The organism is Anabaena sp. CCY 9613 (assembly GCF_963920895.1).
Classification (GTDB): Bacteria; Cyanobacteriota; Cyanobacteriia; order Cyanobacteriales; family Nostocaceae; genus Cyanocohniella.
On record NZ_CAWUDE010000021.1, the window covers coordinates 1 to 25,320 of the forward strand.

Annotated in this window: 17 protein-coding genes; 8 read left to right on the top strand and 9 right to left on the bottom strand. The window is 39.5% G+C overall.

What is annotated here, in order from left to right; all coding sequences use genetic code 11:
• Positions 1–60: 60 nt before the first annotated feature.
• From ACM0OT_RS20425 to psbA, 4 genes are all read right to left on the bottom strand, one after another.
• Complete coding sequence (locus ACM0OT_RS20425; protein ID WP_414566232.1) at positions 61–615, bottom strand: Uma2 family endonuclease; 555 nt, start codon at positions 613–615, stop codon at positions 61–63.
• A 68-nt stretch (positions 616–683) separates the two neighbouring features.
• Positions 684–1,028 (bottom strand): type II toxin-antitoxin system PemK/MazF family toxin, encoded by a 345-nt coding sequence (locus ACM0OT_RS20430; protein WP_414566233.1) that lies wholly within the window; start codon positions 1,026–1,028, stop codon positions 684–686.
• Positions 1,025–1,303 carry a ribbon-helix-helix domain-containing protein gene (locus tag ACM0OT_RS20435; RefSeq protein ID WP_414566234.1) on the bottom strand — a complete coding sequence of 93 codons (279 nt, stop codon included), beginning with the start codon at positions 1,301–1,303 and terminating at the stop codon, positions 1,025–1,027. Before ACM0OT_RS20435 ends, ACM0OT_RS20430 begins: the two co-directional genes overlap by 4 nt.
• Before the next feature lie 141 nt (positions 1,304–1,444).
• Positions 1,445–2,542: a photosystem II q(b) protein gene (gene psbA, locus ACM0OT_RS20440; RefSeq protein WP_414566235.1), complete on the bottom strand. Its 1,098-nt coding sequence runs from the start codon at positions 2,540–2,542 to the stop codon at positions 1,445–1,447.
• A gap of 161 nt (positions 2,543–2,703) precedes the next feature.
• On the opposite strand from psbA, the gene ACM0OT_RS20445 reads away from it, so the two are divergent.
• Entirely contained in the window at positions 2,704–6,270 is a 3,567-nt protein-coding gene (locus ACM0OT_RS20445) for an eIF2A-related protein (RefSeq protein ID WP_414566236.1), read from the top strand.
• A gap of 28 nt (positions 6,271–6,298) precedes the next feature.
• Here ACM0OT_RS20445 and ACM0OT_RS20450 read toward each other — a convergent pair whose 3' ends face one another.
• Positions 6,299–7,180, bottom strand: a complete 882-nt coding sequence (locus tag ACM0OT_RS20450) for a PD-(D/E)XK nuclease family protein (RefSeq protein WP_414566237.1) — start codon at positions 7,178–7,180, stop codon at positions 6,299–6,301.
• A gap of 106 nt (positions 7,181–7,286) precedes the next feature.
• Between ACM0OT_RS20450 and ACM0OT_RS20455 the strand changes: the two genes are divergently transcribed.
• Positions 7,287–8,726 (top strand): phosphoglucomutase/phosphomannomutase family protein, encoded by a 1,440-nt coding sequence (locus tag ACM0OT_RS20455; RefSeq protein ID WP_414566293.1) that lies wholly within the window; start codon positions 7,287–7,289, stop codon positions 8,724–8,726.
• Positions 8,727–8,782: 56 nt separating this feature from the next.
• Positions 8,783–9,061, top strand: coding sequence for a LapA family protein (locus ACM0OT_RS20460; RefSeq protein WP_414566238.1), 279 nt, complete (start codon positions 8,783–8,785; stop codon positions 9,059–9,061).
• 43 nt (positions 9,062–9,104) lie between these two features.
• Here the strand turns inward: ACM0OT_RS20460 and ACM0OT_RS20465 are convergent, their stop codons facing one another.
• Positions 9,105–9,680 (bottom strand): DUF3611 family protein, encoded by a 576-nt coding sequence (locus ACM0OT_RS20465; protein ID WP_414566239.1) that lies wholly within the window; start codon positions 9,678–9,680, stop codon positions 9,105–9,107.
• Between the two features lie 777 nt (positions 9,681–10,457).
• On the opposite strand from ACM0OT_RS20465, the gene ACM0OT_RS20470 reads away from it, so the two are divergent.
• The gene (locus ACM0OT_RS20470; RefSeq protein ID WP_414566240.1) at positions 10,458–14,468 is read left to right on the top strand and encodes a response regulator; all 4,011 of its coding nucleotides are present in this window, start codon (positions 10,458–10,460) and stop codon (positions 14,466–14,468) included.
• Here ACM0OT_RS20470 and ACM0OT_RS20475 read toward each other — a convergent pair.
• The gene (locus ACM0OT_RS20475) at positions 14,465–14,881 is read right to left on the bottom strand and encodes an ATP-binding protein (RefSeq protein ID WP_414566241.1); all 417 of its coding nucleotides are present in this window, start codon (positions 14,879–14,881) and stop codon (positions 14,465–14,467) included. The two genes, ACM0OT_RS20470 and ACM0OT_RS20475, sit on opposite strands and share 4 nt — an antisense overlap.
• Before the next feature lie 105 nt (positions 14,882–14,986).
• Between ACM0OT_RS20475 and ACM0OT_RS20480 the strand changes: the two genes are divergently transcribed.
• Complete coding sequence (locus tag ACM0OT_RS20480) at positions 14,987–16,147, top strand: PP2C family protein-serine/threonine phosphatase (RefSeq protein ID WP_414566242.1); 1,161 nt, start codon at positions 14,987–14,989, stop codon at positions 16,145–16,147.
• A gap of 110 nt (positions 16,148–16,257) precedes the next feature.
• On the opposite strand, the gene ACM0OT_RS20485 is transcribed toward ACM0OT_RS20480, so the two are convergent.
• The gene (locus tag ACM0OT_RS20485) at positions 16,258–16,584 is read right to left on the bottom strand and encodes an STAS domain-containing protein (RefSeq protein ID WP_414566243.1); all 327 of its coding nucleotides are present in this window, start codon (positions 16,582–16,584) and stop codon (positions 16,258–16,260) included.
• A 112-nt stretch (positions 16,585–16,696) separates the two neighbouring features.
• Positions 16,697–18,679, bottom strand: a complete 1,983-nt coding sequence (locus ACM0OT_RS20490; protein WP_414566244.1) for a glycosyltransferase — start codon at positions 18,677–18,679, stop codon at positions 16,697–16,699.
• 506 nt (positions 18,680–19,185) lie between these two features.
• Here ACM0OT_RS20490 and ACM0OT_RS20495 point away from each other — a divergent pair.
• The 3 genes from ACM0OT_RS20495 (at position 19,186) to ACM0OT_RS20505 (ending at position 24,807) form a co-directional block, all read left to right on the top strand.
• Positions 19,186–20,340, top strand: coding sequence for a hypothetical protein (locus tag ACM0OT_RS20495; RefSeq protein ID WP_414566245.1), 1,155 nt, complete (start codon positions 19,186–19,188; stop codon positions 20,338–20,340).
• Positions 20,341–20,477: 137 nt separating this feature from the next.
• The gene (locus tag ACM0OT_RS20500) at positions 20,478–21,932 is read left to right on the top strand and encodes a DUF3131 domain-containing protein (RefSeq protein ID WP_414566246.1); all 1,455 of its coding nucleotides are present in this window, start codon (positions 20,478–20,480) and stop codon (positions 21,930–21,932) included.
• A gap of 121 nt (positions 21,933–22,053) precedes the next feature.
• Positions 22,054–24,807 carry a DUF3131 domain-containing protein gene (locus ACM0OT_RS20505; protein ID WP_414566247.1) on the top strand — a complete coding sequence of 918 codons (2,754 nt, stop codon included), beginning with the start codon at positions 22,054–22,056 and terminating at the stop codon, positions 24,805–24,807.
• The last annotated feature ends 513 nt before the right edge of the window (positions 24,808–25,320 follow it).

The following is a 25,320-nucleotide window of genomic DNA, read 5'->3' on the forward strand; positions in this document are numbered from 1 at the left end:
AGTGATGTTGGAATCTCCCGCTACAATCTTGTATTTAGCGGGAGAGGATGTCAATTAAATCTAAGAGCGATCGCATATATCTTCTACCGAAACAGATATATCTGGAAATGCCAATGGTTGAATAGTTCCTGTAGTCAATGTCTGTTTTGTAGCGTATTCACCATCTAAGATGTCTCGAAACACCACTAGATGTGACTTTTTGAGATTTACAACCCAATATTCTAAAATCCCGGCTGCGGCGTAGATTTTGCTTTTTAGCTCTAAATCTTTCTCTAAACTAGAATTTGCATACTCAATCAACCAGTAAATATTCTCTGGATAAGGATGATGCTCTCGATATTCCCTTCCTAAACGTTGGACAATGGCAATATCCGGTTCGGGTTCTGAGTCGTTGGGTAGGGTGATAGGTTTAGCTTGACGAACTTTGGCGCGATCGCCTAATAATTTTGCTAGATATTCACCCGCTTCATCACTACAATATGCGTGGGGTTCTCCTTCTGGCGACATTTCAACGATTTCTCCTTCCAGTAATTCCACTTGGCGATCGCATAAAATGCCAGCCTCAATCATGCGATGATAATCGTCAATCGTCCATTTAGCCACAATCACGCTCATGGCGATCGCTGCCTCCCAATGACTCTTTCATATACTATATATCGGCGCTAAATTTCCCACGAGGCGACTTACCCTGGTAAATCTAAAGCAATTAACAAAGCCTGATTTAGCAAAGTCATTGTTTCATCACTAAGTATTCCTCGTAAACTCAAAAAGCGAGTTTTAGATAATACTCGCACCTGATCTGTCATAGCAATAGAATTATTGGTTAATCCTCCCTCTGGGGCTTTGATTAATACTTGAGTAGGATAAACTTTTTTACCAGCTTTGTAAGTAGTACAGGGAACAGCTAACACTACAGGACTATTAGCAGCGATTACATCTCGGCTAACAATAATTACAGGACGTGTTCCACCTTGTTCAGATCCCTCTATCGGTTCAAGTCGAGCATCATAAACTTCTCCCCTCCTCATGCTGGGGATTCTCCTAATTCCAAGGCTTCCCAACTTGCTACAGCAAACTCCGCATCCATCTTGAGTACTTCGGCTTGATACTCTTGATCTTGAGTCATTTCCACTAGTGCAGCATCAATTTCTGCCCGTTTTAATGCTTCCAACTCATGTAAAATTGCTTGAGCAACAAATTCATTGCGACTCTTGGCTTTTCCTTGACTAACTACTTCGTCAGTAGCAGCTAACACTTCTAGAGGTAAAGTGATGGTTGTACGGACTGTTTGGTTTTGAGACATAGATGTGATGTTTAAATAGATGACAAAAATAGCATCAATTTAAGCATAGCTGAAAATTCTCATTAAAAAATGAGGATGGAGTACACCATCCCCACAATTAAGCAATCATAGAAAACGACTATTCAACCTTGAACAACGCCCTTAGCTGTTAATAGCTGGAGCGGTTAAAGCTACAGGTGCGGCTTCATTTGTTGCCAAGTCTAGAGGGAAGTTGTGCGCGTTACGTTCATGCATCACTTCCATCCCTAAATTTGCCCGGTTAATCACATCAGCCCAGGTGCTAATTACCCGCCCTTGGGCATCAAGTACGGATTGATTGAAGTTAAACCCGTTCAAATTAAACGCCATTGTGCTGATACCCAAAGCAGTGAACCAGATACCAACAACAGGCCAAGCTGCCAACAAGAAGTGAAGAGTACGACTATTAGCCGCAGTCCCCAATACTGCCTCATTCAGCCTTCCCACTAAACGACCAAAGTAACCGTGGGCAGCTATAATATTGTAGGTTTCTTGTTCTTGACCAAATTTATAACCATAGTTTTGAGACTCAGTTTCAGTTGTCTCACGTACTAAGGAAGATGTCACAAGTGAACCGTGCATAGCACTAAATAATGCACCACCGAAAACTCCTGCTACACCCAACATGTGAAATGGATGCATCAAAATATTGTGTTCTGCTTGGAACACCAACATAAAATTAAATGTTCCAGAGATACCCAAAGGCATACCATCAGAAAAAGAACCTTGACCGATGGGGTAAATCAAAAAGACTGCGGTAGCACTAGCTAAAGGTGCGCTGTAAGCTACGCAAATCCAAGGACGCATCCCTAAGCGGTAAGATAACTCCCACTGACGACCCAAATAACAGGCGCAACCAATCAAGAAGTGAAAAATAATTAGCTGGTAAGGGCCACCGTTGTACAACCACTCATCTAAAGAAGCCGCTTCCCAGATGGGGTAGAAGTGTAAGCCAATGGCGTTAGAAGAAGGCACAACTGCACCAGAAATAATGTTATTGCCATAAATTAAAGAACCGGCAACAGGTTCGCGGATACCATCGATATCCACAGGGGGTGCAGCAATAAAGGCGATGATAAAGCAAGTGGTGGCAGTTAAAAGAGTGGGAATCATCAAAACACCAAACCAACCGATGTAAAGACGGTTATCAGTGCTAGTAATCCACTCACAGAAACGTTCCCAGACATTAACGCTAGAGCGTCTTTGTAAGGTGGTAGTCATAGATTAAAATAATTCCAATGATTTTGTGAATGATTTAAAGTTGCTGTTTCTTGGGAATCAACAACTGATAGCATCATAGAAAAGCTGCTAATTATTTGCAGTAATTAAAAGTTATTTAAAGTTATCAATCATAGTTATCTTTAGTAAGCAATATTAGACAAATGACTGTCGAAGAAGCCTTAGTAATTGTAGAAAGCATTTTGGGAACCGCATCTTTAAATGATTTACAAGAAATCATCTTGCGACAGTCTTGGGAACAAAAAACCTATCCAGAAATTGCCGAAGAATTTGGTTATGATGCTGACTACATCAAAATTGTGGGCTTTCGACTGTGGAAAAGTCTTTCTCAAGCGATGGGGGAAAAAGTAACTAAAGATAACCTCCGCGCCTCCCTCAGAAGATGGTACTCCCAACAACTCATTACTACCACTCCCCATTATGACTGGGGTGAAGCGCCTGATGTATCTATTTTTTATGGTCGTTCACAAGAACTAACAACTTTAGAAAAATGGATTATTCAAGACCGTTGTCGGCTAGTGGCGCTATTAGGAATCGGGGGAATTGGCAAAACTTCTTTATCTGTGAAATTGGGTGAAAGACTTCAGAACAAGTTTGAGTATGTGATTTGGCGATCGCTCCAAAATTCCCCTACAATTACATCACTGTTAACTAATCTGATTCAAGTTCTTTCTCATCATCAGGAAAGTCATGTATCTGCATCTATCTTTGAGCATATTTCTTTATTACTTACCTATCTGCAAAAACATCGCTGTCTAATAATTCTCGATAATGCAGAGATTATTTTGAATGGTTGTGAAGGTCGCACAGGTCAATATCGTCCCGGTTATGAAGTTTACGGAGAATTGTTTAAAAGAATTGGTGAATCTCGTCATCAAAGTTGTTTACTGCTAACCAGTCGAGAAAAACCTAGAGAAGTGGCAATATTAGAAGGTGAAATGTTACCAGTCAAGTCTTTGTCATTATCAGGGTTATCAATTACTGATGGACAAGCAATTTTTAATTGTAAAGGAAGTTTTACTGCTGCAAAACATGAATGGCAAAGTTTAATTCAGTCTTACGCAGGTAATCCATTGGCATTGAAGATTGTCGCTACTACCATTCGTGATTTATTTGATAGTCAAATCGGCAATTTCCTGGCTGAAGGAACTGTAGTTTTCGGTGATATTCAAGATTTAATCGAACAACAATTTCAACGATTATCAGATTTAGAAAAACAAGTGATGTACTGGTTAGCCATCAACCGCGAACCTGTAAATTTTAAAGAAATTCACTCTGATTTACTTTCTCCAATTTCTTCGGTGCAACTTCTAGAAGCACTAGCAAGTTTAGAAAGGCGTAGTCTAATTGAAAAAGGCAGTGGCTTGTTTACATTACAGCCTGTGTTAATGGAATATATGACCAGTTGTTTAATTCAACAAGTCTGTGATGAAATTAATACTCAAAATGTTGCCTTATTCAAAACCCATGCGCTAATTAAAGCGACTACTAAAGATTATATTCAAGAAATTCAAATTTACCTCATTCTCAACCCTATAATTAAACAATTACTTGCTACTTTTGGTGATACTCAACGCATTGCTGCACACCTAATCATAATTCTGGCATCTTTACGGAAACAAAAACCGATTGATACCGGATATACGGGCGGCAACACAATTAATTTACTCCGACAAATGCAAGTTGATTTAAGTAATTATGATTTTTCTTATTTAACAATTTGGCAAGCTGATTTAAAAGGTATTAACTTACACAATACTAACTTTGCTCACTCAGATTTAACAAAATCTACCTTTACAGCCAATCTTAGTTACACCTTTACAGTAGCAATTAGTCCTGATGGTACTTTGTTAGCAACAGGCGATAGTCATGGGAAAATTTCTCTTTGGCAAATCTCAGACGGACAGCAACGCTTAAGTTGGGAAGCACATGGAGGTTGGGCGCGTTCTCTGGTTTTTAGCGCTGATGGTCAAACTTTATTTAGTGGTAGTGATGAACGAATTATCAAAAAATGGAATTGTCAAACAGGTCAATGTCTGCAAACTTACACAGGTCATACTGGTTTTATTTGGTGTATATATTTGGTTGAAAGTCACAATCATTCAGTACTAGCAAGTAGCGGCGCTGATCTCACAATTCGCTTTTGGGATATCGAAACAGGGGAATGTTTAAAAACTCTGCTAGGACATACAAATTGGATTTGGTCTATTGCTTTGACTCCAAATGCTCAAATTTTAGCTAGTGGTAGTGCTGAACATACAATTAAACTCTGGGATGTAACCACAGGGGAATGCTTGAAAACCCTGCAAGAACACACAGATGTAATTTGGGCTGTAGTATTTAGTACAGATGGTAAAACCTTAGCCAGTGGTAGTGCTGATTGTACTATCAAGTTTTGGTGTGTAGATACAGGAAATTCTTTAGCCACACTTAATGGTCATATAGGCGCTGTTTGGTGTTTAGCTTGTAGTCAGGATGGCAAAATTTTAGCCAGTGGCGGTGCTGATACCATAATTCTTCTTTGGGATATGCACACAGGAGAATGTCGCCAAACTTTACAAGGACATACCAATGGTATTCGTTCCCTGGTTTTTAGTCCCGACGGTCAAACTCTCATTGCTAGTGATGAAGACCAAACCATCAAGTTTTGGGATATTCGCACAGGACGTTGTACAAGAACCTTCCCAGGGTACAGTAGCGGTGTGTGGGCGCTGGCTGTTTCTCCATTGATGAATAATTCTCCGCCGCAAATTTTAGCCAGTGGTCATGAAGACCAGACAGTGAAACTGTGGGATATTCAAACGGGAAAATGTTTGAAGACTTTGCAAGGTCATACCCATTGGGTGCGAACAGTAGCTTATAGTCCTGACGGTAAGACTTTGGCTAGTGGTGGTGCTGATGGAACTGTGAGAATTTGGGACGCACAAACAGGAAAATGCTTACATATTTGTCGTGGTCATACAGAGTGGTTAATTTCTCTAGCTTACAGTCCTGATGGTACAACTTTAGCTACTGGTGCTACTGACCGTCAGATGAGGCTGTGGGATGTGAATACAGGGGAATGTATTTATTTATTTCATCATAATCATGCGATCGCCTTTGTCACTTACAGTCCTGATGGTAAGCTTTTGGTTAGTTCTGGTGCAGAAGAAGTAATTAGAGGTTGGGATGTAGCGACAAAAGAATGTTGCAAAATTTTTACAGGACATAGTAATGCAGTTTGGCTAACTAAGTTCAGCCCTGATGGTAAAACCTTAGCCAGTGGTAGCGAAGATAAAACAATCAAAATTTGGGATGTTGAATCCTGCGAATGCATAAAAACCCTAAAAGGACATACTGAACCAATAATTACAGTAGCTTATAGCCCAGATGGTCGTCTATTAGCTAGTGGTGGTGCTGATGGAACTGTGAGAATTTGGGATCTTGAAACTGGGGAATGTTTAAAAATGCTACAGGGTCATACACGATGGATTTATGCAGTTGTTTTTATCTATCTTCACTCAGATAAAAAACCTCTCTTAGCCAGTAGTAGCGAAGACCAAACTATCCAACTATGGGATGTTGACACTGGTGAATGTGTTAAAGTGCTTCGCACTCCCAGACCTTACGAACAAATGAATATTACAGGTGCTTTTGGTTTAACGCAGTCTCAGCAACAAACACTTGTAGCATTGGGAGCAATTACAGAATATGAAGCTAATATAATTTGAATTTTGTTGTCATTTTTTGGTCATTTCTCTAGTCCCTAGTCTCTAGTCCCTTTTTCTGCGATTCATGATTTTTCAAGGTAGGCATGGAATGAACTTGAGAGCCTGGCTCGGAAAATTCACATATAGGGTGAAATGGGCAAAATCGGCAGTGGTAACCTGGATTAGGAGGAAAAATTTTGCTGAAATTGGTAGTTTTTTCGTGATATTTTTGCAAGTCGTATTGATGCTTGTGGGCAATGTTTGCTAAATCAAGCTTTAATGATTCTAATTCGCTATTATTGATGCTAATTAAATCAGATTTTTTAGCTAGTTCTAAGTTATAAAACGATGCTACCGCCGGTAATCCAGGATAAAGATAACGAGCAGCTAGTAAATAAACTAATGCTTGTCTGTGGTCAAAAGCAGATTTACCCGTTTTGAAATCTAAAATATGTAAGGTGCGATCGGATTCAATAAAAACGCAGTCCATGGCCGCATATAAACGGAAGCGGTAAGCTTCTTGATCAATAAAAATAGGTTTGGGAAATCCCTCATCCCCCGGAGTTAATTGGATAATTTGTTTGTTGATTAATAATGGTTCATCATAATATTTTTGTAAAATTTGCAACACGCGCTGTTGTACTTGATAAGTTGAGTTATTTAATTTGAGAATTTGTGCAACTTGTTCTACACCGTCTGATTGCTGTAACAAATGTCTATTATGATGGAATTCATAAACGCCTTTTTGGGCGAGGATGCCAATCCGCTGGGGTGCAGTAGCTTTACCTAATAGTGCTTTAACTTGTGGCTCATGTTGACGTGCTTTGATAAATCCCCGTCTCATCTGGCAATGCCAACGTTCTTGCCCTGTAGCTGGGGCAACTAGAGACCAAAGGTGATAACTGGCAAAAGGTCGATCAGGAGTTGACATTGCTCAATAGCAGTGAGAAAAAATACGTTCGGGGAGACTTGCGGCTACGCACGCTTTGCGGGAAGCTTCCTATAGTATTGAAGATGGACGGGAGACAGTGGCATCTATGAGCGCTAGTAGTAATTCCAGCAAGATAAAGTTTGGTACTGACGGTTGGAGAGGGATTATTGCCGATGATTTTACTTTTCCCAATGTGCGGAAAGTAACAAGAGCGATCGCAAGTTACCTCGAAACAGCCTATTCAAAAGATAGACCAGTTCTTATTGCCTACGATACTCGGTTTTTAGCTGACCAGTTTGCCCAAACAGCGGCTGAAGTCCTAGCAGACTTGGGTTGGACTGTGAAAATTACTGATCGGGATTGCCCTACACCAGTAATTGCCTACAACGCCCGTCTCTTAAATTCCGCTGGGGCGTTAATGTTTACCGCCAGCCATAATCCAGCACCTTACTGTGGGATTAAATATATCCCTGATTATGCTGGGCCTGCCACTCCAGAGATTACTGATACTATTGTGGCAAATATTGAAAGTGCATCGGATGCACTACCCGATAGTATTCCTATTGGTAAAATTTCCATTTTTGATCCCAAACCAGATTACCTAAAATTTATCTACACCTTACTCGATGTAGAACGGATCAGAAGTGCGAATTTAAAGGTAAAGTACGATGCCCTTTATTCTACCTCTCGCGGCTACTTGGATGAAGTTTTACAATACTGCGGTTGTCAATTAGAAAGCTTCAACATCAAACGGGATGTGTTATTTGGCGGCGGAATGCCCGAACCTAAAGGCGAACAATTGGTTGGGTTAGTGGAAGCAGTACGTGCCGATAAAGCTGATTTAGGCTTGGCTACAGATGGTGATGCTGATCGCTTTGGTATTGTGGATGAATTAGGTAATTTCCTGACTCCTAATACCGTGTTGCTGTTGTTAGCACGTCATTTAATTAAAAATAGAGGTAAAAGCGGCGCTATAGTCCGTACTGTAGCTACAACTCACCTGCTGGATAATTTTGCCGCTAAACATGGGTTGCCAATTTATGAAACAGCCGTTGGTTTTAAATACATCGGTGAAAAAATGCGGGAAACTACCGTACTGATTGGCGGTGAAGAATCAGGCGGTTTAAGTGTAATTGGGCATATTCCCGAAAAAGACGGCATTTTAGCTGATATGTTGGTGGCCGAAGCCATCGCCTATGAAGGTAAACCCTTGAGTCAACTTGTGAAAGAAGCGATCGCCGAAGCTGATGGCCCACTTTACAATAACCGTCTGGACTTGCATCTGACAGAAGCACACAAAACCGCTGTCATCGACTCCTTTACGAAAAATCCCCCTACTGAGGTAGCCGGGATTAAAGTCAAAGAAGTCGGACGCAAAGACGGTATTAAATTGTATTTAGAAGAAGGTAGCTGGATTTTACTGCGTCCTTCCGGCACAGAACCCCTGGTACGCGTTTACATGGAAACTAACTCTCCAGAGAAACTGAGCAAAATCGCTCAAGAAATGGAAAATGCCATCGCTAAACTAGAAACAGTAGTAGTTTAGTAAAACCTCACCTCTAACCTCTCTCCTTCCCAAGAGGAGAGGGGAAGTAAATTATTATGAAAACTTTGACTCCTATTTTAATATCTCTAGTAGCGGCTATTTGGGTAGTGGCGATCGCAATTATTTCCGTCCAAAACGCCACACTGGTATCTTTAAAATTCTTAACATTTCAATCAATTCAAATACCTGTTGGTTTGGTGTTGGCCTTCAGTGCCGGTATTGGTTTAATTGGTATGGCATTACTGCAACCTCTGTGGGGTCTGGCGGGTTCTTGGCAAGGTCAATCTAGGTTAGATGACGATGCTGAGTTTTTCGTTGATGATGAAGATTTTTAGGTGAAGTTTATAATCTGGTGCATTCCGATTTTATCTAGACTCGTCAATCTTTAGATGCATTTGCCTTGACACGACTTGCAAGCCAAAATGGAATGCCAATTCCCACAAATTGAGCCACAATCATGCTGATATTTGCTTGGACAACAAAAATATCAATAGGCTCAATCAGTTGCCCTGTGCGATAGACAGCAGCACCTTGTGGAACTGATAATGTTTTGAGAAGCAATGCTCCAATAATTGTTTCGATACCGACTAACGTCAATAACATTGCTGCCAAGTTGACTGAAACTCCTAGTTGCAAAAGTTGAATTATTTCCTTGCGGCTAGGATGTAAAGCTGGTTCTGGGGCTGACAATTGCTGCCCAAGATGAACGTAGCGAAAAAACCAGTAAATGCTTAAGCTTAAAGCCGCAATTCCCCCAATCACTGACAGCAACCCGATCCCTGACTTGAGATTGAGATTGAGATTCGGATCAAGAATCGCGAACCCTAAAATGAGTCCAGAAACGATGGTTAAAACCAATTGTATCCAAAACCCACTCCACCCCAATGATCTTAGTAAACTAGCAGCTTGCTGCCTCTCTGAAGGATAAGATTTTGATTCTAGGTGGGTAGACATAATGCATTGCTCTCTAAATCTTTGCTCTGAACAATAGCAGGTGCGTTAATAATACTTGCGATGCTTCAACATAATTTATAAGCACACTTAACAGTAAGCACTCTCTATCAGAAATTCATAACTCAAAGGTTAGAACTTAAAATTTACGTCTAATATGTCTTAATACGATGTTATTCAGAATTTTTTGGGATATCTACCCAAAAGACGGTAAATATATGGAAAGATTTCGTATATACCTAAATATAGATATTATCTAGAAAATTTCTGTCTATGTATGCAGGCAAGCGGCCACAACCCCGGTTTATTCTCATGCTTTCTGAGAATTAGAATACTTACTCTGTGGTTACTTGAAGCTTTAGGTAATTAATAAATTCCTGAAATTCTGCATCAGTGAGTTGTAGGCGCTTGTCCATCATGAAAAGTGGAGTTTTTGTCATTACGACGCCAGGAAGCAATCTCATAATCTTGATTACAAACTACAGTTTTCAAAGTAGACAAGGTTTTGATGGCAGGCTGTTATGGAAGAAGTCATCAAGCTATATAGATATGATTCCCTGAATAGTTAGCTAATTAACATAAAGACCATAAAAAATACATAAATTTAATAATCTAGATTTTTTTGTAGATGTGAACCCTTACAGATCAAGCTAATTATATGTCTGATGGATTCATATTAATTTACTTTTCTGACATACTGAATTACCTGTGTCATTATTAATAACACTAACAATCATCTGACCAACCACGAATAATGACGATAGGCATGGATTAGCACCAATGAAAGCATCATTACCTGATGACGAAGCAGCAAGAATTGAGGCGCTTTTACAATACAAAATTCTGGATACTCCCGCAGAAGAGTCTTTTGATGAACTAACTCGTTTAGCTTCGTATATTTGCGGTACTCCCATTGCCTTGGTTAGTTTAGTTGATACCAATCGTCAATGGTTTAAATCTCAAGTTGGTTTAGAGGCGCTAGAAACCCCCCGTGATGTGGCGTTTTGCGCCCATGCTATTTTGCAAAGTGATGTTTTTATTGTTCCTGACGCCACAACTGATGAACGGTTTGCTAGTAACCCATTAGTGACATCAGACCCCAATGTCCGTTTTTATGCAGGTGTACCGCTGACTAATGCCGAAGGACACAGTTTGGGGACGCTTTGTGTAATTGACCAAATACCGCGAAATCTGACGACGGAACAAGTAGATGCTTTACGTATTTTAGGTAATCAAGTTATTAAGCAACTAGAACTGCGACGCAATTTAGATAGTTTAGTATTGGTAAATCAAGAACGTCAACAATCTAAGAAGGTACGCTTACAATTTTTTAAAAAAATTGCTGGAGGGTTTGGGTTAGCATCAGCAATTCTCATTTTAATTGGGATGGTTTCATATCAGAATACAAAAACTTATCTAGAAATTAATAACCAACAAAAAACAACTTTAGAAAGAATTAATATTCTAGAAAAATTAATTGCTCTGATCACGGATGCGGAAACTGGACAACGTGGTTATATTCTTACGGGTGATGCATCTTATTTAGAGCCTTATAACTTGGCAGTTAATAAGATTGATCAAAAAATTGAAAAATTAACAATATTAACAGAAAATAAATTACATCCACAAAATCATATTATCACCCTAAAAAGTTTGATAGCCAAGAGATTGGCGGGAATCAAACAGACCATAAATTTGCGGCAAAATAATGGATTTGATGCCAGCTTACAGGTAATCAAAACTAATCAGGGTAAAAATCTCATGAATGATATCCGTAAGATAATCAGTGAAATAGAGAATGAAGAAAATCAACGACTACAACAACAGTCTTTAGCCGCAACAATTAGCAGACGTAATAGTATTTTGACTGTGGCGATCGCTATTTGTCTATGTTTTCTGATTTTGGCTTTTGTTTACTACTTAATTTATCGAGAAGTTACTGAACGCATACGCACAGAGGAAGCATTAAAACAAGAGCGTAATTTTATTTTTGCCATCCTCAATACAGCCAGTGTTTTAGTAGTAGTGCTGGATTTACAGGGGCGAATCGTGCGTTTTAATCAAGCCTGTGAGCAAATTACTGGTTATTCATTTAATGAGGTGAGAAATAGATATATTGGGAATTTATTTTTAGTTCCAGAAGAGATGGAAGCAGTGAAAGCTGTTTTACAACAAGCTGCTTTTGGTCGCAAAGTTAAAGACTATGAAAATTACTGGTTAACGAAAGATGGTAATCGGCGGTTAATTGCTTGGAGTAATGCTAATCTCAATGATGAACAGGGGAAAGTTGAATATATTATTGCTACTGGGATTGATATTACCGAACGCAAGCAAGCCGAAGAAGAATTACAACGACAAAACTTGCGATCGCAATTATTAGCCGATATCACTCTTAAAATTCGTGAGTCTTTGCAAATCGATGAAATTCTGCAAACTAGCGTCACAGAAGTACAGGAACTACTACAAGCAGATCGTGTAGTGATTTCGCAATTACAATCCGATGGTTCCTTAACAGTTCTCAAAGAAGCATTAATTCCTGGATTACCTGTAGTTATGGAGCAAAATCTGATTGACCCTTGTTTTACAGATATTTATATTCAGAAATATCATCAGGGAGAAATAGGCATTATTCATGATATTGAGCAAGCTAATATCCAGCCTTGCTATGAGGAATTACTGAAAAAATATCAAATTAAAGCTAATCTTGTTATCCCTATTTTTCTGCAAAATAAATTGTGGGGATTACTCATAACTCATCAATATGATCATTCTCGTGAGTGGAATAATTGGGAAATTGAACTTTTGCGATCGCTTGCTGATCAAGTAGGTATTGCTTTAGCCCAAGCTCAATTATTAGAAGTAGAAACTCTCCAACGCCAAGAATTAGAAATTGCCCGTCATCAAGCCGAGTTGGCTTCTCAAGCAAAAAGTGCATTTTTAGCGAATATGAGTCATGAAATTCGTACACCCATGAATGCTGTTTTAGGGATGACTGGTTTATTATTAGAAACTGATTTGAATGCAGAACAGCGTGATTTTGTTGAGACAGTTCGTATTAGTGGTGATGCCCTTTTATGTTTAATTAATGAAATTTTGGATTTGTCAAAACTAGAAGCTGGAGAAATGATTCTAGAAACTTTAGATTTTGACTTGTCTACTTGTGTAGAAGAAGTATTGGAATTATTAGCACCCCAAGCCCATAAACAAGGATTAGAAATAGCCGGATTGATTCATCGTAATGTGCCGATTAATTTACAAGGTGATGCTAGTCGGTTACGACAAATTTTAATGAATTTGATTGGTAATGCTATCAAGTTTACCAGTAGTGGTGAGATTATAATTAGAGCGGAATTGCTATCACAAACTCTCCACACAGCCACTATCAATTTTTCTGTTACAGATACAGGTATTGGTATTTCTGCTGAAGACCAAAGCAAACTTTTTCAGCCTTTCACCCAAGTAGATGCTTCCATTACTCGCAAGTATGGTGGTACAGGTTTGGGATTAACTATTTGTCAGCAATTGGTAAGTTTGATGGCAGGAAAAATTGGTGTGAATAGTCAGTTAGGAAAAGGATCTCAATTTTGGTTTGAGTTAACTTTTACTAAACAGTCTCAGTCTGTTTCCCCTGTACATGAAGGGGAAATTCTCACCCATCGCCGCTTGTTAGTAGTGGATGATAATGCTACTAACCGCAAAATTATCTACCATCAAGCCACCCGTTGGGGAATGCAAGTAGATGAAGCTGCTAGTGCGGCTGAAGCTATAAAGATTTTACAAATTGCTGCTACACAAGGCATACCTTATGATGTGGCTTTAATTGATATGCAAATGCCAGAGGTAGATGGTTTAACTTTGGGAATACAAATTAAAAGTAATACTGTGATTGCTGATATTCCTTTAATTATGTTGACTTCTACTAATCAAAAAAATGAAGTTCAAAAAGCACTAAATATAGGATTTGCTAGCTATTTAGTTAAGCCTGTTAAACCATCTCGGCTACTCGATACAATCATGAATATCTTAGGTGTCCGACAAAATTCTCTAAAAATTGAGCAACCCATTGTTAATCAATCTCAAGTGACTAAATGTAATTTAAAAATTTTGATAGCAGAAGATAACTTAGTGAATCAAAAAGTTGCCCTAAAGCAACTACAAAACTTAGGTTATAAAGCTGATATTGCTGCTAACGGGCAAGAAGTTTTACAGTTATTAGCAGAAATTCCCTATGATTTGATTTTCATGGATTGCCAAATGCCAATTTTAGATGGTTTAGAAACTACCAAAGAAATTCGGCGTTGTAGTCATCGGCAACCTGTAATAATTGCCATGACAGCTAATGCCATGAAAGAAGACCAACAAAGTTGTTTAGATGCTGGGATGAATGATTATTTAAGTAAACCAGTAAATAAAGATAAATTAGCAAGTGTACTAGAACATTGGAGCCAATTAATATTACATAAAGATATAGCTATTGATTGGGAACATTTACATCAACTCTCTGAAAACAATACCGAATTTGAACTAGAATTATTACAAATATTCGTTGAAGATAGTCAGTTACATTTAGCAGCAACCAAAGCGGCGATCGCCTCACTTGATTTTCAGCAATTGGCGCGAGAAGCTCATCATCTCAAGGGTGCTAGTGCCAATATAGGAGCTATATCTATGCAGCAAGTCGCAGAAAAACTGGAGCAACTAAGTCATCAACAGCAGTGTGCTGGTACAACTGAATTGGTGGCGGAGTTGGAAAGTTTTGTTAAAGAAATTCAAGCTTTTTTAAGTTGTTAATATTTAATTTTCAAAAATAAACAATGACGATGATCATCTATTTGCAGATAATTTAATTCTTCTGCTATGGAGTCCATAATTTTTAAACCGCGACCCCTTTCTTGAAAGTTATCTGTAAGTTCAGGTTTTATCTGTAATTGTTGTTGTAAATCAAATGCTTGACCAAAAGACCAGATGCGAATTTCTATATATTCATTTAATCGCAAGGCTTCTAATTCAATGGGAGTTTCTAGGGGTAAGTTTTTATGTGCGTGTTCTACAATATTGGCAAAGCCTTCAATGAGTAAAGTTTGACATTGCCACCAAATTTTTTTATTAGATAAGGGGGGTTGATTTATTTGCTCAAACCAGGATAAAACTTCGCTTGTGGCGTTGAGGTCTGTGTTAACTTTTAAATGAATTTTTTTATTCACTCTTAGCCTTAATAATGTTTGAATTTTGGTGGTGAATACAATAAACTAACCGCAAAGGATGCAAAGCACAAGAAGAAATAACGGAATATTATGTAATTGAAATTTATGTTTAAGATATTGATTATTGATGATGATCCTATAGTGCGGGTAGCGCTGAAAAGAACGCTGCAAAATCAGGGTTATGATACTACTGTAGCCAGCAATGGGCAAGCAGGAATTACACAAGCGAAAATATTACGTCCGGCTTTGATTATTTGTGACTGGGTAATGTCAGAAATGGATGGCTTGGAGGTGTGTCGTCAAGTTAAGGAAGATTCTAATTTAGCGACTACGTTTTTTATTTTGTTGACTGCAAAGGGTGCAGCACCAGGGGAGGAGGGGGATAGAGTTCGAGGATTAGATGCTGGTGCAGATGAGTTTGTTTCTAAGCCGATTGAAATGAATGAGTTGAAGGCGCGGGTAAGAGCAGGCTTAAGATTATATCAGCTTAATCAGGATTTAAAAAATAAACAAATAGCTTTAGAAAAGTTAAACCAAAACTTAGAAGCTGAGTTGGCGGAAGCCGCTGATTATGTGCGATCACTCTTACCATCACCGCTGGTAGGTACTGTAACTACAGAGGCTTTGTTTGTTCCTTCGGCGCAGCTGGGGGGAGATTGCTTTGATTATTACTGGATTGATGATGATAATTTGGCTATTTATCTCTTAGATGTTTCTGGACATGGAGTTGGTTCAGCACTACTGTCCATGTCTGTTTTAAATGTGTTGCGATCGCAGTCGCTCCCCAATACGAATTTTTGTCATCCAGGTGAAGTTTTAAAAGCTCTTAATCATAGTTTTCAAATGAGTAGTCATGGTAATAAGTATTTTACAATTTGGTATGGAGTTTACAATCAGTTGACACATCAATTAATTTATGCGAATGCTGGACATCCGCCAGCTGTATTAATTGATCAAGATGCCAAAAATATCAACCAATTAAGTTCTTTAGATTTACCCATTGGGTTTGTGCCTGATATTGATTTTACAGTGGATATTTTAGAAATCGCCGATAATAGCACTTTATACCTCTTTAGTGATGGCGCTTATGAAGTTTTACAAGCTGATGGTAGATTGTGGGGTTTTAATGCTTTCTTTGATTTGTTAATCCACTGTACTCAAGTAAATATCTGTAGTCTTCAACAAATATTAGCCCAGATTAAAAATCTCAGTACCACTACTACTTTTGATGATGATTTATCTCTACTCAAAGTTACTTTTAATTAAGAGAATTAAAAACCAACCGCAAAAACAAGCCAGTACATGAGGGAGAAATCTCCAGGCGCTTTTGCATTTTTTCTCTCTGCGATTCTGCGCCTCCGCGTGAAATAAAAAATTTATTGTATAGCCAACACCTGACTATTAAACTCATCTCTAGTGGGAAAAATTTGTAATATCCTATCCATTTTAGTCAATTCAAATACCATCCTCACCTGATCATTCACAGAGCAGATAAATAGCTTACCATTAGCTTGTTTTACAGATTGCATTGCCGCAACCAAAGCACCTAAACCAGAACTATCAATAAAATTCACCTCCTGCAAATCAATTAAGACAATCTCTATACCTGTAGAGATAAGATTAGTAATTTCACGACGTAATTCATTACCCTTGACGGCATTTAAAATTCCTGAAGGTTCAATTACACTAACTGTAGGATTCATAGAGTTTCCTGGTAAATTAAGTTACTGATAAAGCAATTTTTACATTGCATCTAAAAAAACAGCAAGGTTTGTAAAGCTATATTAATACCTTTAAAATCATGCTTTTGCTTAATTAGGAATTAGAATCAGGCTGCCAAACAGAAGCATTAATAATTGCCCAAATTAAAGACAAATTATAAATAGCCCAAGCACCATTTAACAGATATACCCCTGGGGTATTTAAAGTTCCCATACCAAAGCGGACAAGACTCCATAACATTCCTAAAATTGTGAGGATAAAGACAACTAACTGGGGCCAAATCAACCGCATATAAATTCCTGATTGACGTTGTTTAGGTGTAACTTGAAATTTAATTGGTTGTCCAGTAAACACACTCCACACAGCTTGGATTAATAAAGGAAATAAAGCGATCGCATATTGTTCTGAGCGCCATATTTCTCTAGCGGGAATACCCCAAGTCGCTGCTAAAAAGGTAAGCCGATTAATCATAAAAGCTGGGAAAAAGTGTAAGGCAAAATCAGGTCCGAAGGTTTTCACTGGGATAGTTCCTGTGAAAAAATAGATAATTGGACACAAAATAAATACCAATGTGGCAAAACCAGAAAAATAACTATACATGGTTTTGAAATATTGTAACCTTTGCCAAAAACTTAGTCCGGCTTTTGTCAATGGATTTTCTCTTACCAATACTTGTATAGTTCCTTGGGCCCAACGTAATCTCTGTTTTAATGTAGAACTTAAATCATCAGGTGCTAATCCTTCCGCTAATAATTCGTTGTGATAAACAGATTTCCACCCAGCACCATGTAAGCGCATCGCTGTGTTCATATCTTCGGTAATACTATTGCTAGATACACCGCCAATTAATTCAAATTCGTCTAACCGTTTTTCATTTTTGGCATATTCATCAGCAAAATATTGCAGTCCTACACTAATTAATGCTTCTCTTCTCAAGACCGCATTTGTTCCTGTGTAGAAGGCTGCATTCATCCCATCTTTACCTTGTTGTAGTGGCCCATAAAACAAATTGGCGCGATGTCCAAAAGGATCACCAGGGGGAATATTATAAAAATCTTGGGGTGTTTGTACAAAGGCAATTTGATTTTGTTCGTATTTTCCGGTAAATAAATTGTAAGTATAGAAATATGATAAAACTCGTTTGATAAATTGAGGTTTGGGGATATGGTCTGCATCTAAAGTTAAAATAAAATCTCCTATGGTTTCGCCAGAAAAAATGGCGTAGTTGAGATTACCAGCTTTGGCGTGATGGGGTACTCCTGGTTGTTTGGGTCGAGCAATATACCGTAAACGAGTGAGTTCAACTAATTCTAATTCTTTTTCATAAATAGCTGATTCTAATAATTGTTTTTCTTTAGTTAGACGTTCTTGGATAGTATTTGTAGGTAATTCTAGATTTAGCCATAAGATAAATTGCCGCAGACTATTTAAAAATTTAAGATAATTATCGGCTTCTGATTCACAGTTTTTTAACCATTCTTCCGCATCTACTAAATCTGGTTGTAAATTATTTAATTCCTCAAGACGTTCTACCAAAGCCGAACGTTCAGCATCAATTCGATTAGCTTCTTGTTGTAATAATGGTGATTGTAAATCTTCAATACATAATCTTTCTGACATTGTTCGCATCTGCTGAGAATTACCATCATCCAATATATAAACGCGTAGTTTAATTGTGGGGTAATCCATAGCTAAAGCGGCTTTAGCAGTTGCTTCCACAATTTCTGGCGGTTCGTTATAGCAGGTAACAAACACATCTACAGTCGGCCAATCAGAGGTTGGTATGGGTGGTGTGAGCCTGTCGAGGGATTTAATTTGTCTAACTAAAGGTCGCCACAATCCAATGACAAACATGACCCCGCCGAAGTAGCTGTAAATTTCCGCCAGTAATAGGGGAATTGACAGCCACAGCGCATCAAAGTTGATGGAATTAGTAATCCGCCAATGCAAATACCAAGCGCCAAAAATTAAATTTATTTCTGCTAGATAGCGAAATAGTAAAGTTCTTTTTTTAAGGCTAGAACGACTATTTCCGGAAAAATTTGTTGCATCATTGACAATTGAAATTGAAGCCATATTGCACCTGAAATAAAATTAAAAAATTAATGGTTTTTAGTTGTTTATGTGGTATATCAAACTTTCTAAAATAACAGCATTTGTATTTACATTGCACTTTGGGAAGCAATTTGATCAGCTTATTTAGTTAATATTGCTGAGGTACTTGTAAGTGTGCCAGGTTTATTAAGAGTATTTCTAAAAATAGAAGATTTCAGTATTTTCTCTATGGGTGTAGTAGATTTAGATATGTTATTTGGTTCTGAAAATACAATCCAGATTCTATAATCACCTAAAATCCACCCATTGCACCGTGACTTAGGCAATGAAGATATTACCCGTTGCTAAGTATAGTTCACTACTCAAAATTTGCCATCTCTTGTTATAAATTTTTTATCTATTTATACAAGTATCTAAATTTAAGGGCTTATTAATTAATGTTGTATAAACTATCTGTCCAATTTAGTTGCAAATACTTACGACATTTAGGGATAATCATGTATAGCTTTGGTTTGGGGATTTTATCGATGAATCCCGCAAAAGCAGAACCAGTTATTTCAGTTATTAGTCTAGAAAGACCTCAATTAAATAATCATGATTATCCTGTCAAGGAATCTTTTGAATTAAATCAACAACTTACTTTAGTAACTGAACTAGAAGAAGATCATCTCATTCCTTCCCCACTCCCTTTTTTGCTTGCGGCGCCAGAAAACTTTAATCCTAGTCTCAAACTACCCCCACCAAAAGTAGAACCTACACCAACATCCACTGAACCTGTAACGCCCTTTGCTGATTTAGAAAATATCCAAACAGATTTTCGTAATAATAGTGATAATTTTGGGCAAACTAATCAAATCATTGAACCAACTGCTCAGTTTAAACTCCAAAATGGTAATATAATTCGCTTAAAAACAGGTTTTAATACTTTTAGACAATCGGGCATTGAATCAATTATAAACATTCCCTTACAAGTAGGCTGGGAAGGCAAAATTGGAGATGTAACACTACAAACAGCAACAGGAATAGATACTTTCAATCGTCTACCCACAGGGATTAATTTCAATGCCAAATTCGAAGCGCCTATTTCCCTCGCCAAAGTTGCACCAGATGGTCAATTAACATCACTTTTAGCTATATCAGGAAATATAGAACAAGGCCCCTACAAATTCAACGCTCAAACCTTAGACAATCAAATTACAGCTTGGCGATTTGGGCCAAGTTTATTCTGGCAAATTGACCGCAACACTAGTTTGTTTGCCTTATATCGATGGGGCAGTTATAACGATGGTAATTCTGAACGACAGTCTTTTAGCAGATTAGAACGCAAATTAGGGCAATTTTCCGTCTCCGCTAATTTGTTCACGTGGAATTACGTACGCGAGGTAGAACGCCAGAGTGGCTATTTTTCCCCGCCAGATTTTCTGGTTTATAATGCCGAGTTGGGTTGGGAAGGAGATTTATTTGATGCTTTGCGCTGTCGCTTTGCTATCACTGTTGGACAACAGCGACTAAACGGCAAATTTGATAACGCCAATAGTTACCAAACTCTTTGTACAGCTAAACTTACACCGAACATTGAAGCAGACCTGGGCTATACATTTAGTAACGTTCGCAATCGAGATATAAGTGAAAACGCTTACAGTAATAACGCCCTCACAGGACAATTAAGACTGAAGTTTTGAGCAACTTTCTACGTACTTTTGTGTGAAAAAACTCCTCACAGAGTTTGTATAACTTTATATTTGCCAGCACCCCAGAATGAAATTGTTATTATCTGTGAAACCGTATATTAACTAACACAGCAAGGACTTAAACAAAAATGACATCTGACTTTGAACCACCACCAAAAAACCTATCAATCCTAGCTTCAGTAGGCGGAGTAGTTACAGCGGCCATCGCCATTGCTGGACTCAACTTCTGGTCTACATATCTAAATCGCACTCAAACTTCTTCTGTAGAGACACCAGACATATCTATCACTCAACCTTCCCCGGTGAAAGAACCAGAAGCTGACCCAGAAGAAGTGGCCAGACTAGATGCAGAATCTTTAGTTTTACCAGGCGACCCCATTAGTCCCAACCAAGTGACAGTCTCCTTCATCCCCTATGTCGCGCCCAACGTCGGAGAATTAACCCCAGGCGAAATAGCGATCGCCCGTCAAGCTTGGGCATATTTTCAACGTAACTGGAACGATGAAACAGGTTTGGTGAACTCAGTTGATGGCTTTACCTCCGTCACCATGTGGGATCAAGCAGCTGCGATCGCGGCTTTAGTCAGCGCCAAGGAACTGAATATTGTATCTGAGTCAGAATTTAACGAAAAAATGGCGACAATGTTGCAGACCTTAGCAACTATGCCTTTATACAAAAAAGAACTTCCCAACAAAGTCTATAACGCCAAAACCCTCGTCCCCGTCAACTATGGTGAACTAGAGAAACGCGAAGAAATTGGTTGGTCAGCCATCGATTTAGGGAGAATGGCACTGTGGCTAAAAATTGTTGGTACAAAATATCCTAACTTGCGATCGCAGACCGAAGCAGTTTGGCAACATTGGCAAGTCAAACGCCTGACTAGAAGAGGTGAAATGTATGGTACCAGCGTCGTCAAAGGCAGAGAACAATATAACCAAGAAGGACGCTTAGGTTATGGAAACTATGCCGCCTACGGTCTTAAACTCTGGGGCTTAAATGTGAATGAAGCCTTAGAATATCAAACCAACACCGCCTATGCTAATCTTTACGGCCAAGGCATACCCTACGATAAACGCGACCATAAAACATCAGGCGCAAACAACTACGTCCTCAGCGAACCCTTCATATTAGATGGCATCGAAACCGGATTTCAATCCTTACCAAAAGTCTTCGCAGATCGCATATTAGCCGCCCAAGAAGCCCGTTATCGTGCCACCAAACAATTAACAGCCGTCACCGAAGACAACCTAGACCGTGCGCCCTACTTCGTTTACAACAGCTTATTTGTCAACGGCGAACCTTGGGTAGCCATCACAGATACCCGCGAACAACATCAAAATTTACGATTTGTCAGTACCAAAGCAGCCATCGGCTGGCACGTACTTTATAACACCGACTACACCCGTAAACTATCCAACTTCGTCCAAACAAATCTGCAATCCGATCACGGTTGGTACAACGGATACTACGAATCTCTCCGCCAACCCAACAAAAGCCTCACCGCCAACAACAACGGCGTCATTCTCACCAGCCTACTCTACAAACAAGTAGGAAAACCCCTCACAGTTTGGGCAGGCTTATAAATTTTCTTTTAACGAACCGCCAAGACGCAAAGAACGCCAAGCATAGAGGCTTACCAGAGATCCTCTCATACTCTCTGCGCCTTTGCGCCTTTGCGCGAAAAAAATCCTCAACCCTCAAACCATGCAAAAAAACATTCCCAAAAAACTCTTCCAACTCACCGCCTTATTCCTCTGCGGAACATTCCTCCAACTCCTACTTTACATCCCCCCAACAACCCTAGCCCAAACCCCCAACACCAACACTTGTAGCAACATCACCGACCCTCTTACCCCAGACGAACAAACCTACGCCCGCGCCGCCTGGCAATATTTTGTCAACAACTACCAACCCACCACCGGATTTACCAATTCCACAGGCGGCTATCCCTCAGGTACACTTTGGGACATGGGCAATTATCTCATGGCCTTAAACGCCGCACGCTGGTTAAATTTAATTGACCAACCAGACTTCGACTCCCGCCTAAATAAATTTCTCACCAGCCTCAACAACCTCAAACTATTTGAGGACGCCTTACCCAATAAAGTTTACAACACCGCCACAGGTGAAATGGTTGATTATGGCAATAACCTAGTAGAAAAAGGCATCGGCTGGTCGGCGCTAGATATTGGACGCATACTAGCCGCATTTCACGTCATTCGTACCTGTCACCCACAATATAATGAGTGGCTTCAGGGTATTGTCACTAAATGGCAAGTCGGGCGATCGCTTAAAGATAATCAAATTTTTGGTGCTATGGTTCTCCCCGATAAAAATACCCTCTTAGTCCAAGAAGGACGACTAGGTTATGAAGAATACGCTGTCAGGGGATATGAACTTTGGGGATTTAAAGCACCAAAAGCAGTAGCTTTAGAACCATTTAAATTTGTTGATATTAACGGTGTCCAAATTCCCGTTGATACTCGTGATTTTCAAAGTACCAATGCTAACAATTATGTAGTTAGTGAATCTTATATTTTAGATGGTATTGAATTTGGTTTAGTAGGATATTTACAAGATTTTGCTACCAGAGTTTTAGAAGTCCAAAAACGCCGTTTTGAAGCCACTGGACAATTAACTGCTGTTTCTGAAGACAACATCGATCAAGCCCCTTATTTTCTCTACAATACTGTTTATTCTAACGGTGTCCCTTGGGCAACCATTACCGAAGAAAATAAGCTTTATCCACAGTTTAGAACTTTTAGCTCTAAAGCAGCATTTGGCTGGCGTTATCTTTTTCCTAATAATGCTTATGCCCAAAAACTATTTGATGCAGCCAAGGATTTACGTAGTCCTGATGGCGGTGGTTTTTATGCGGGAATCTATGAGGAAAATCAACAACCAAATAAAGCCCTCACAGGTAACACCAATGGGCTAATTATGGAGATTTTGTACTATAAAGCTAGAGGAAATCGCCCTTTAATTGGGGGAAATAATGTCTCTTTTGCTAACTTTAATTCATCTCCATCGGTTGCGACTCCAGCGACTCCTCCGACAACCACCCCAGTTACACCACCTGCAAGTCCTGTAGTAGTAACCGTTGCACCCATCCCCCCTGTAGGTAATCCCCAACCGTCATCTTGTCCCGCACTCACTCAACCCCTAACAGGTGTGCAACGGCGTTATGCTGAAGCAGCTTGGGCATATTTTATTGCCAATTATCAATCGACAACTGGATTGGTAAGCGATCGCAAGGATGTTAAAGGTGCAACTGTCTGGGGATTAGGTAATTATCTTGCAGCTTTACACGCAGCACGCACACTTGATGTCATTTCTGCGAAGGAATTTGACCAGCGCACCCGGCAACTTTTGGGGGCTTTAACCCAGATGCCTTTATTTATGGGAGAATTACCGCATCGGGGTTACGATACACGCACCCTACAAGCTATCGATTATGGTGGTAATCCCACATCGGAAGGTACTGGCTGGTCGGCTTTGGATGTAGGCAGAATCTTAGCTACACTGCATAACTTAAAAACCTGTCACCCAGAGTACACCACAGCTGTTGATCAAATTGTCCTGGATTGGTCATATTTGCGGGTGGTGAATCATGGTACTCTTGCCAGTGCAACTATAGTCAAAGATAAACACGGGCGATCGCTTCCCCGCGTAAAGCCTGAAACCCGCTTAGGCTATGAAGAATACGCTTCACGCGCTTTTCAGTTATGGGGGTTTGATGCCAATCGTTCTGCTGTAGGTGGCGAATATCAAACCGCCAAAGTCGAAGGGGTAGCAGTACCAATTCAACGTGTGAGAACAGATAGCAATTCCCAGACGAGTCAATATACAGTCAGCAATCCCTTCTTGTTGTATGGCTTAGAATTTGGTCTTGATCCGCAGATGCGATCGCTATTTACCAACATCTTTCAAGCGCAAGCTGAACGTTATCGTCACACCAAAACTCTCACGGCTGCGGGGACAACTTTAATCGAACAGCAACCATACACCGTCCACAGTACAATTACTAGTCAAAATCAACCTTGGTTAGCGTTAGGTGACGACAGTAAACCTTTTGCAGAAGGGCGATTAGTCAGTACGGCAGTAGCATTTGCCTATCATGCCATGCTTCCCGGCGATAATTACGCCCAAGAATTATTCAAAGCCACAACAGACTTATATCGTCCTCTACTGGGTTTTTACGAGGGCTTTTATGAAAAAACTGGTAAAACTGCCCTTGGTTTTAGTAGTAGCACCAATAGTATGGTTTTAGAATCCCTGCTATATATGGCAACCAAGCAACAGCCTTTAATCCGTCCCACAAGTAATATGAAATCTCCTTGGTGGCAAGCTGTCAATGCTGGCGATTCTGGTCGTGGTTTACCCAGCACTACCAACCAAAAATCACGGTTTATTTCTGATAAATCTCAAAACTACTGGGTTTCTGGGACTACCAAATAAACGTGAGTTCGACGGATTTTAAAAACCCGCTTCCATTCCTCTCCGCTGCAAGGATACGGTGTACACACATCTCTGTGCTGGGTGCAAAATTGGGGTTGATCCCCCTAAATCCCCCTAAACCCCTTCGGGGATGAGCCTTCGGCGTAGAAAAAGGGGGACTTTGATTATTTTCCCCCCTTTTTTTTAGGGGGGTTAGGGGGGATCGAAACGCTGTTAGGCAACTACTTGATAAGACTTGTGTGTACACCGTAGCCTTAAACAGGGGGATGTCTCACTTACGGTACTGATAACCTGAGTGTGCCGTTAATAGCAGCAGGGACTATCTGGGTACTTTTGCAAAGTTTTTCATGACATGGCCAATGGGGACGTGTTTTGTCCTAGGTGTTCTGCGTCTGGAATTAAATAAAAGTTTAGGTGTGGAAGATTTTGCTGCTTTGGTATTGACTAATTTGCTCTGCTTATTGCCAGTTTACGTGTTAATACTGAATAATAGTATTGTGGTTAGAATTTACC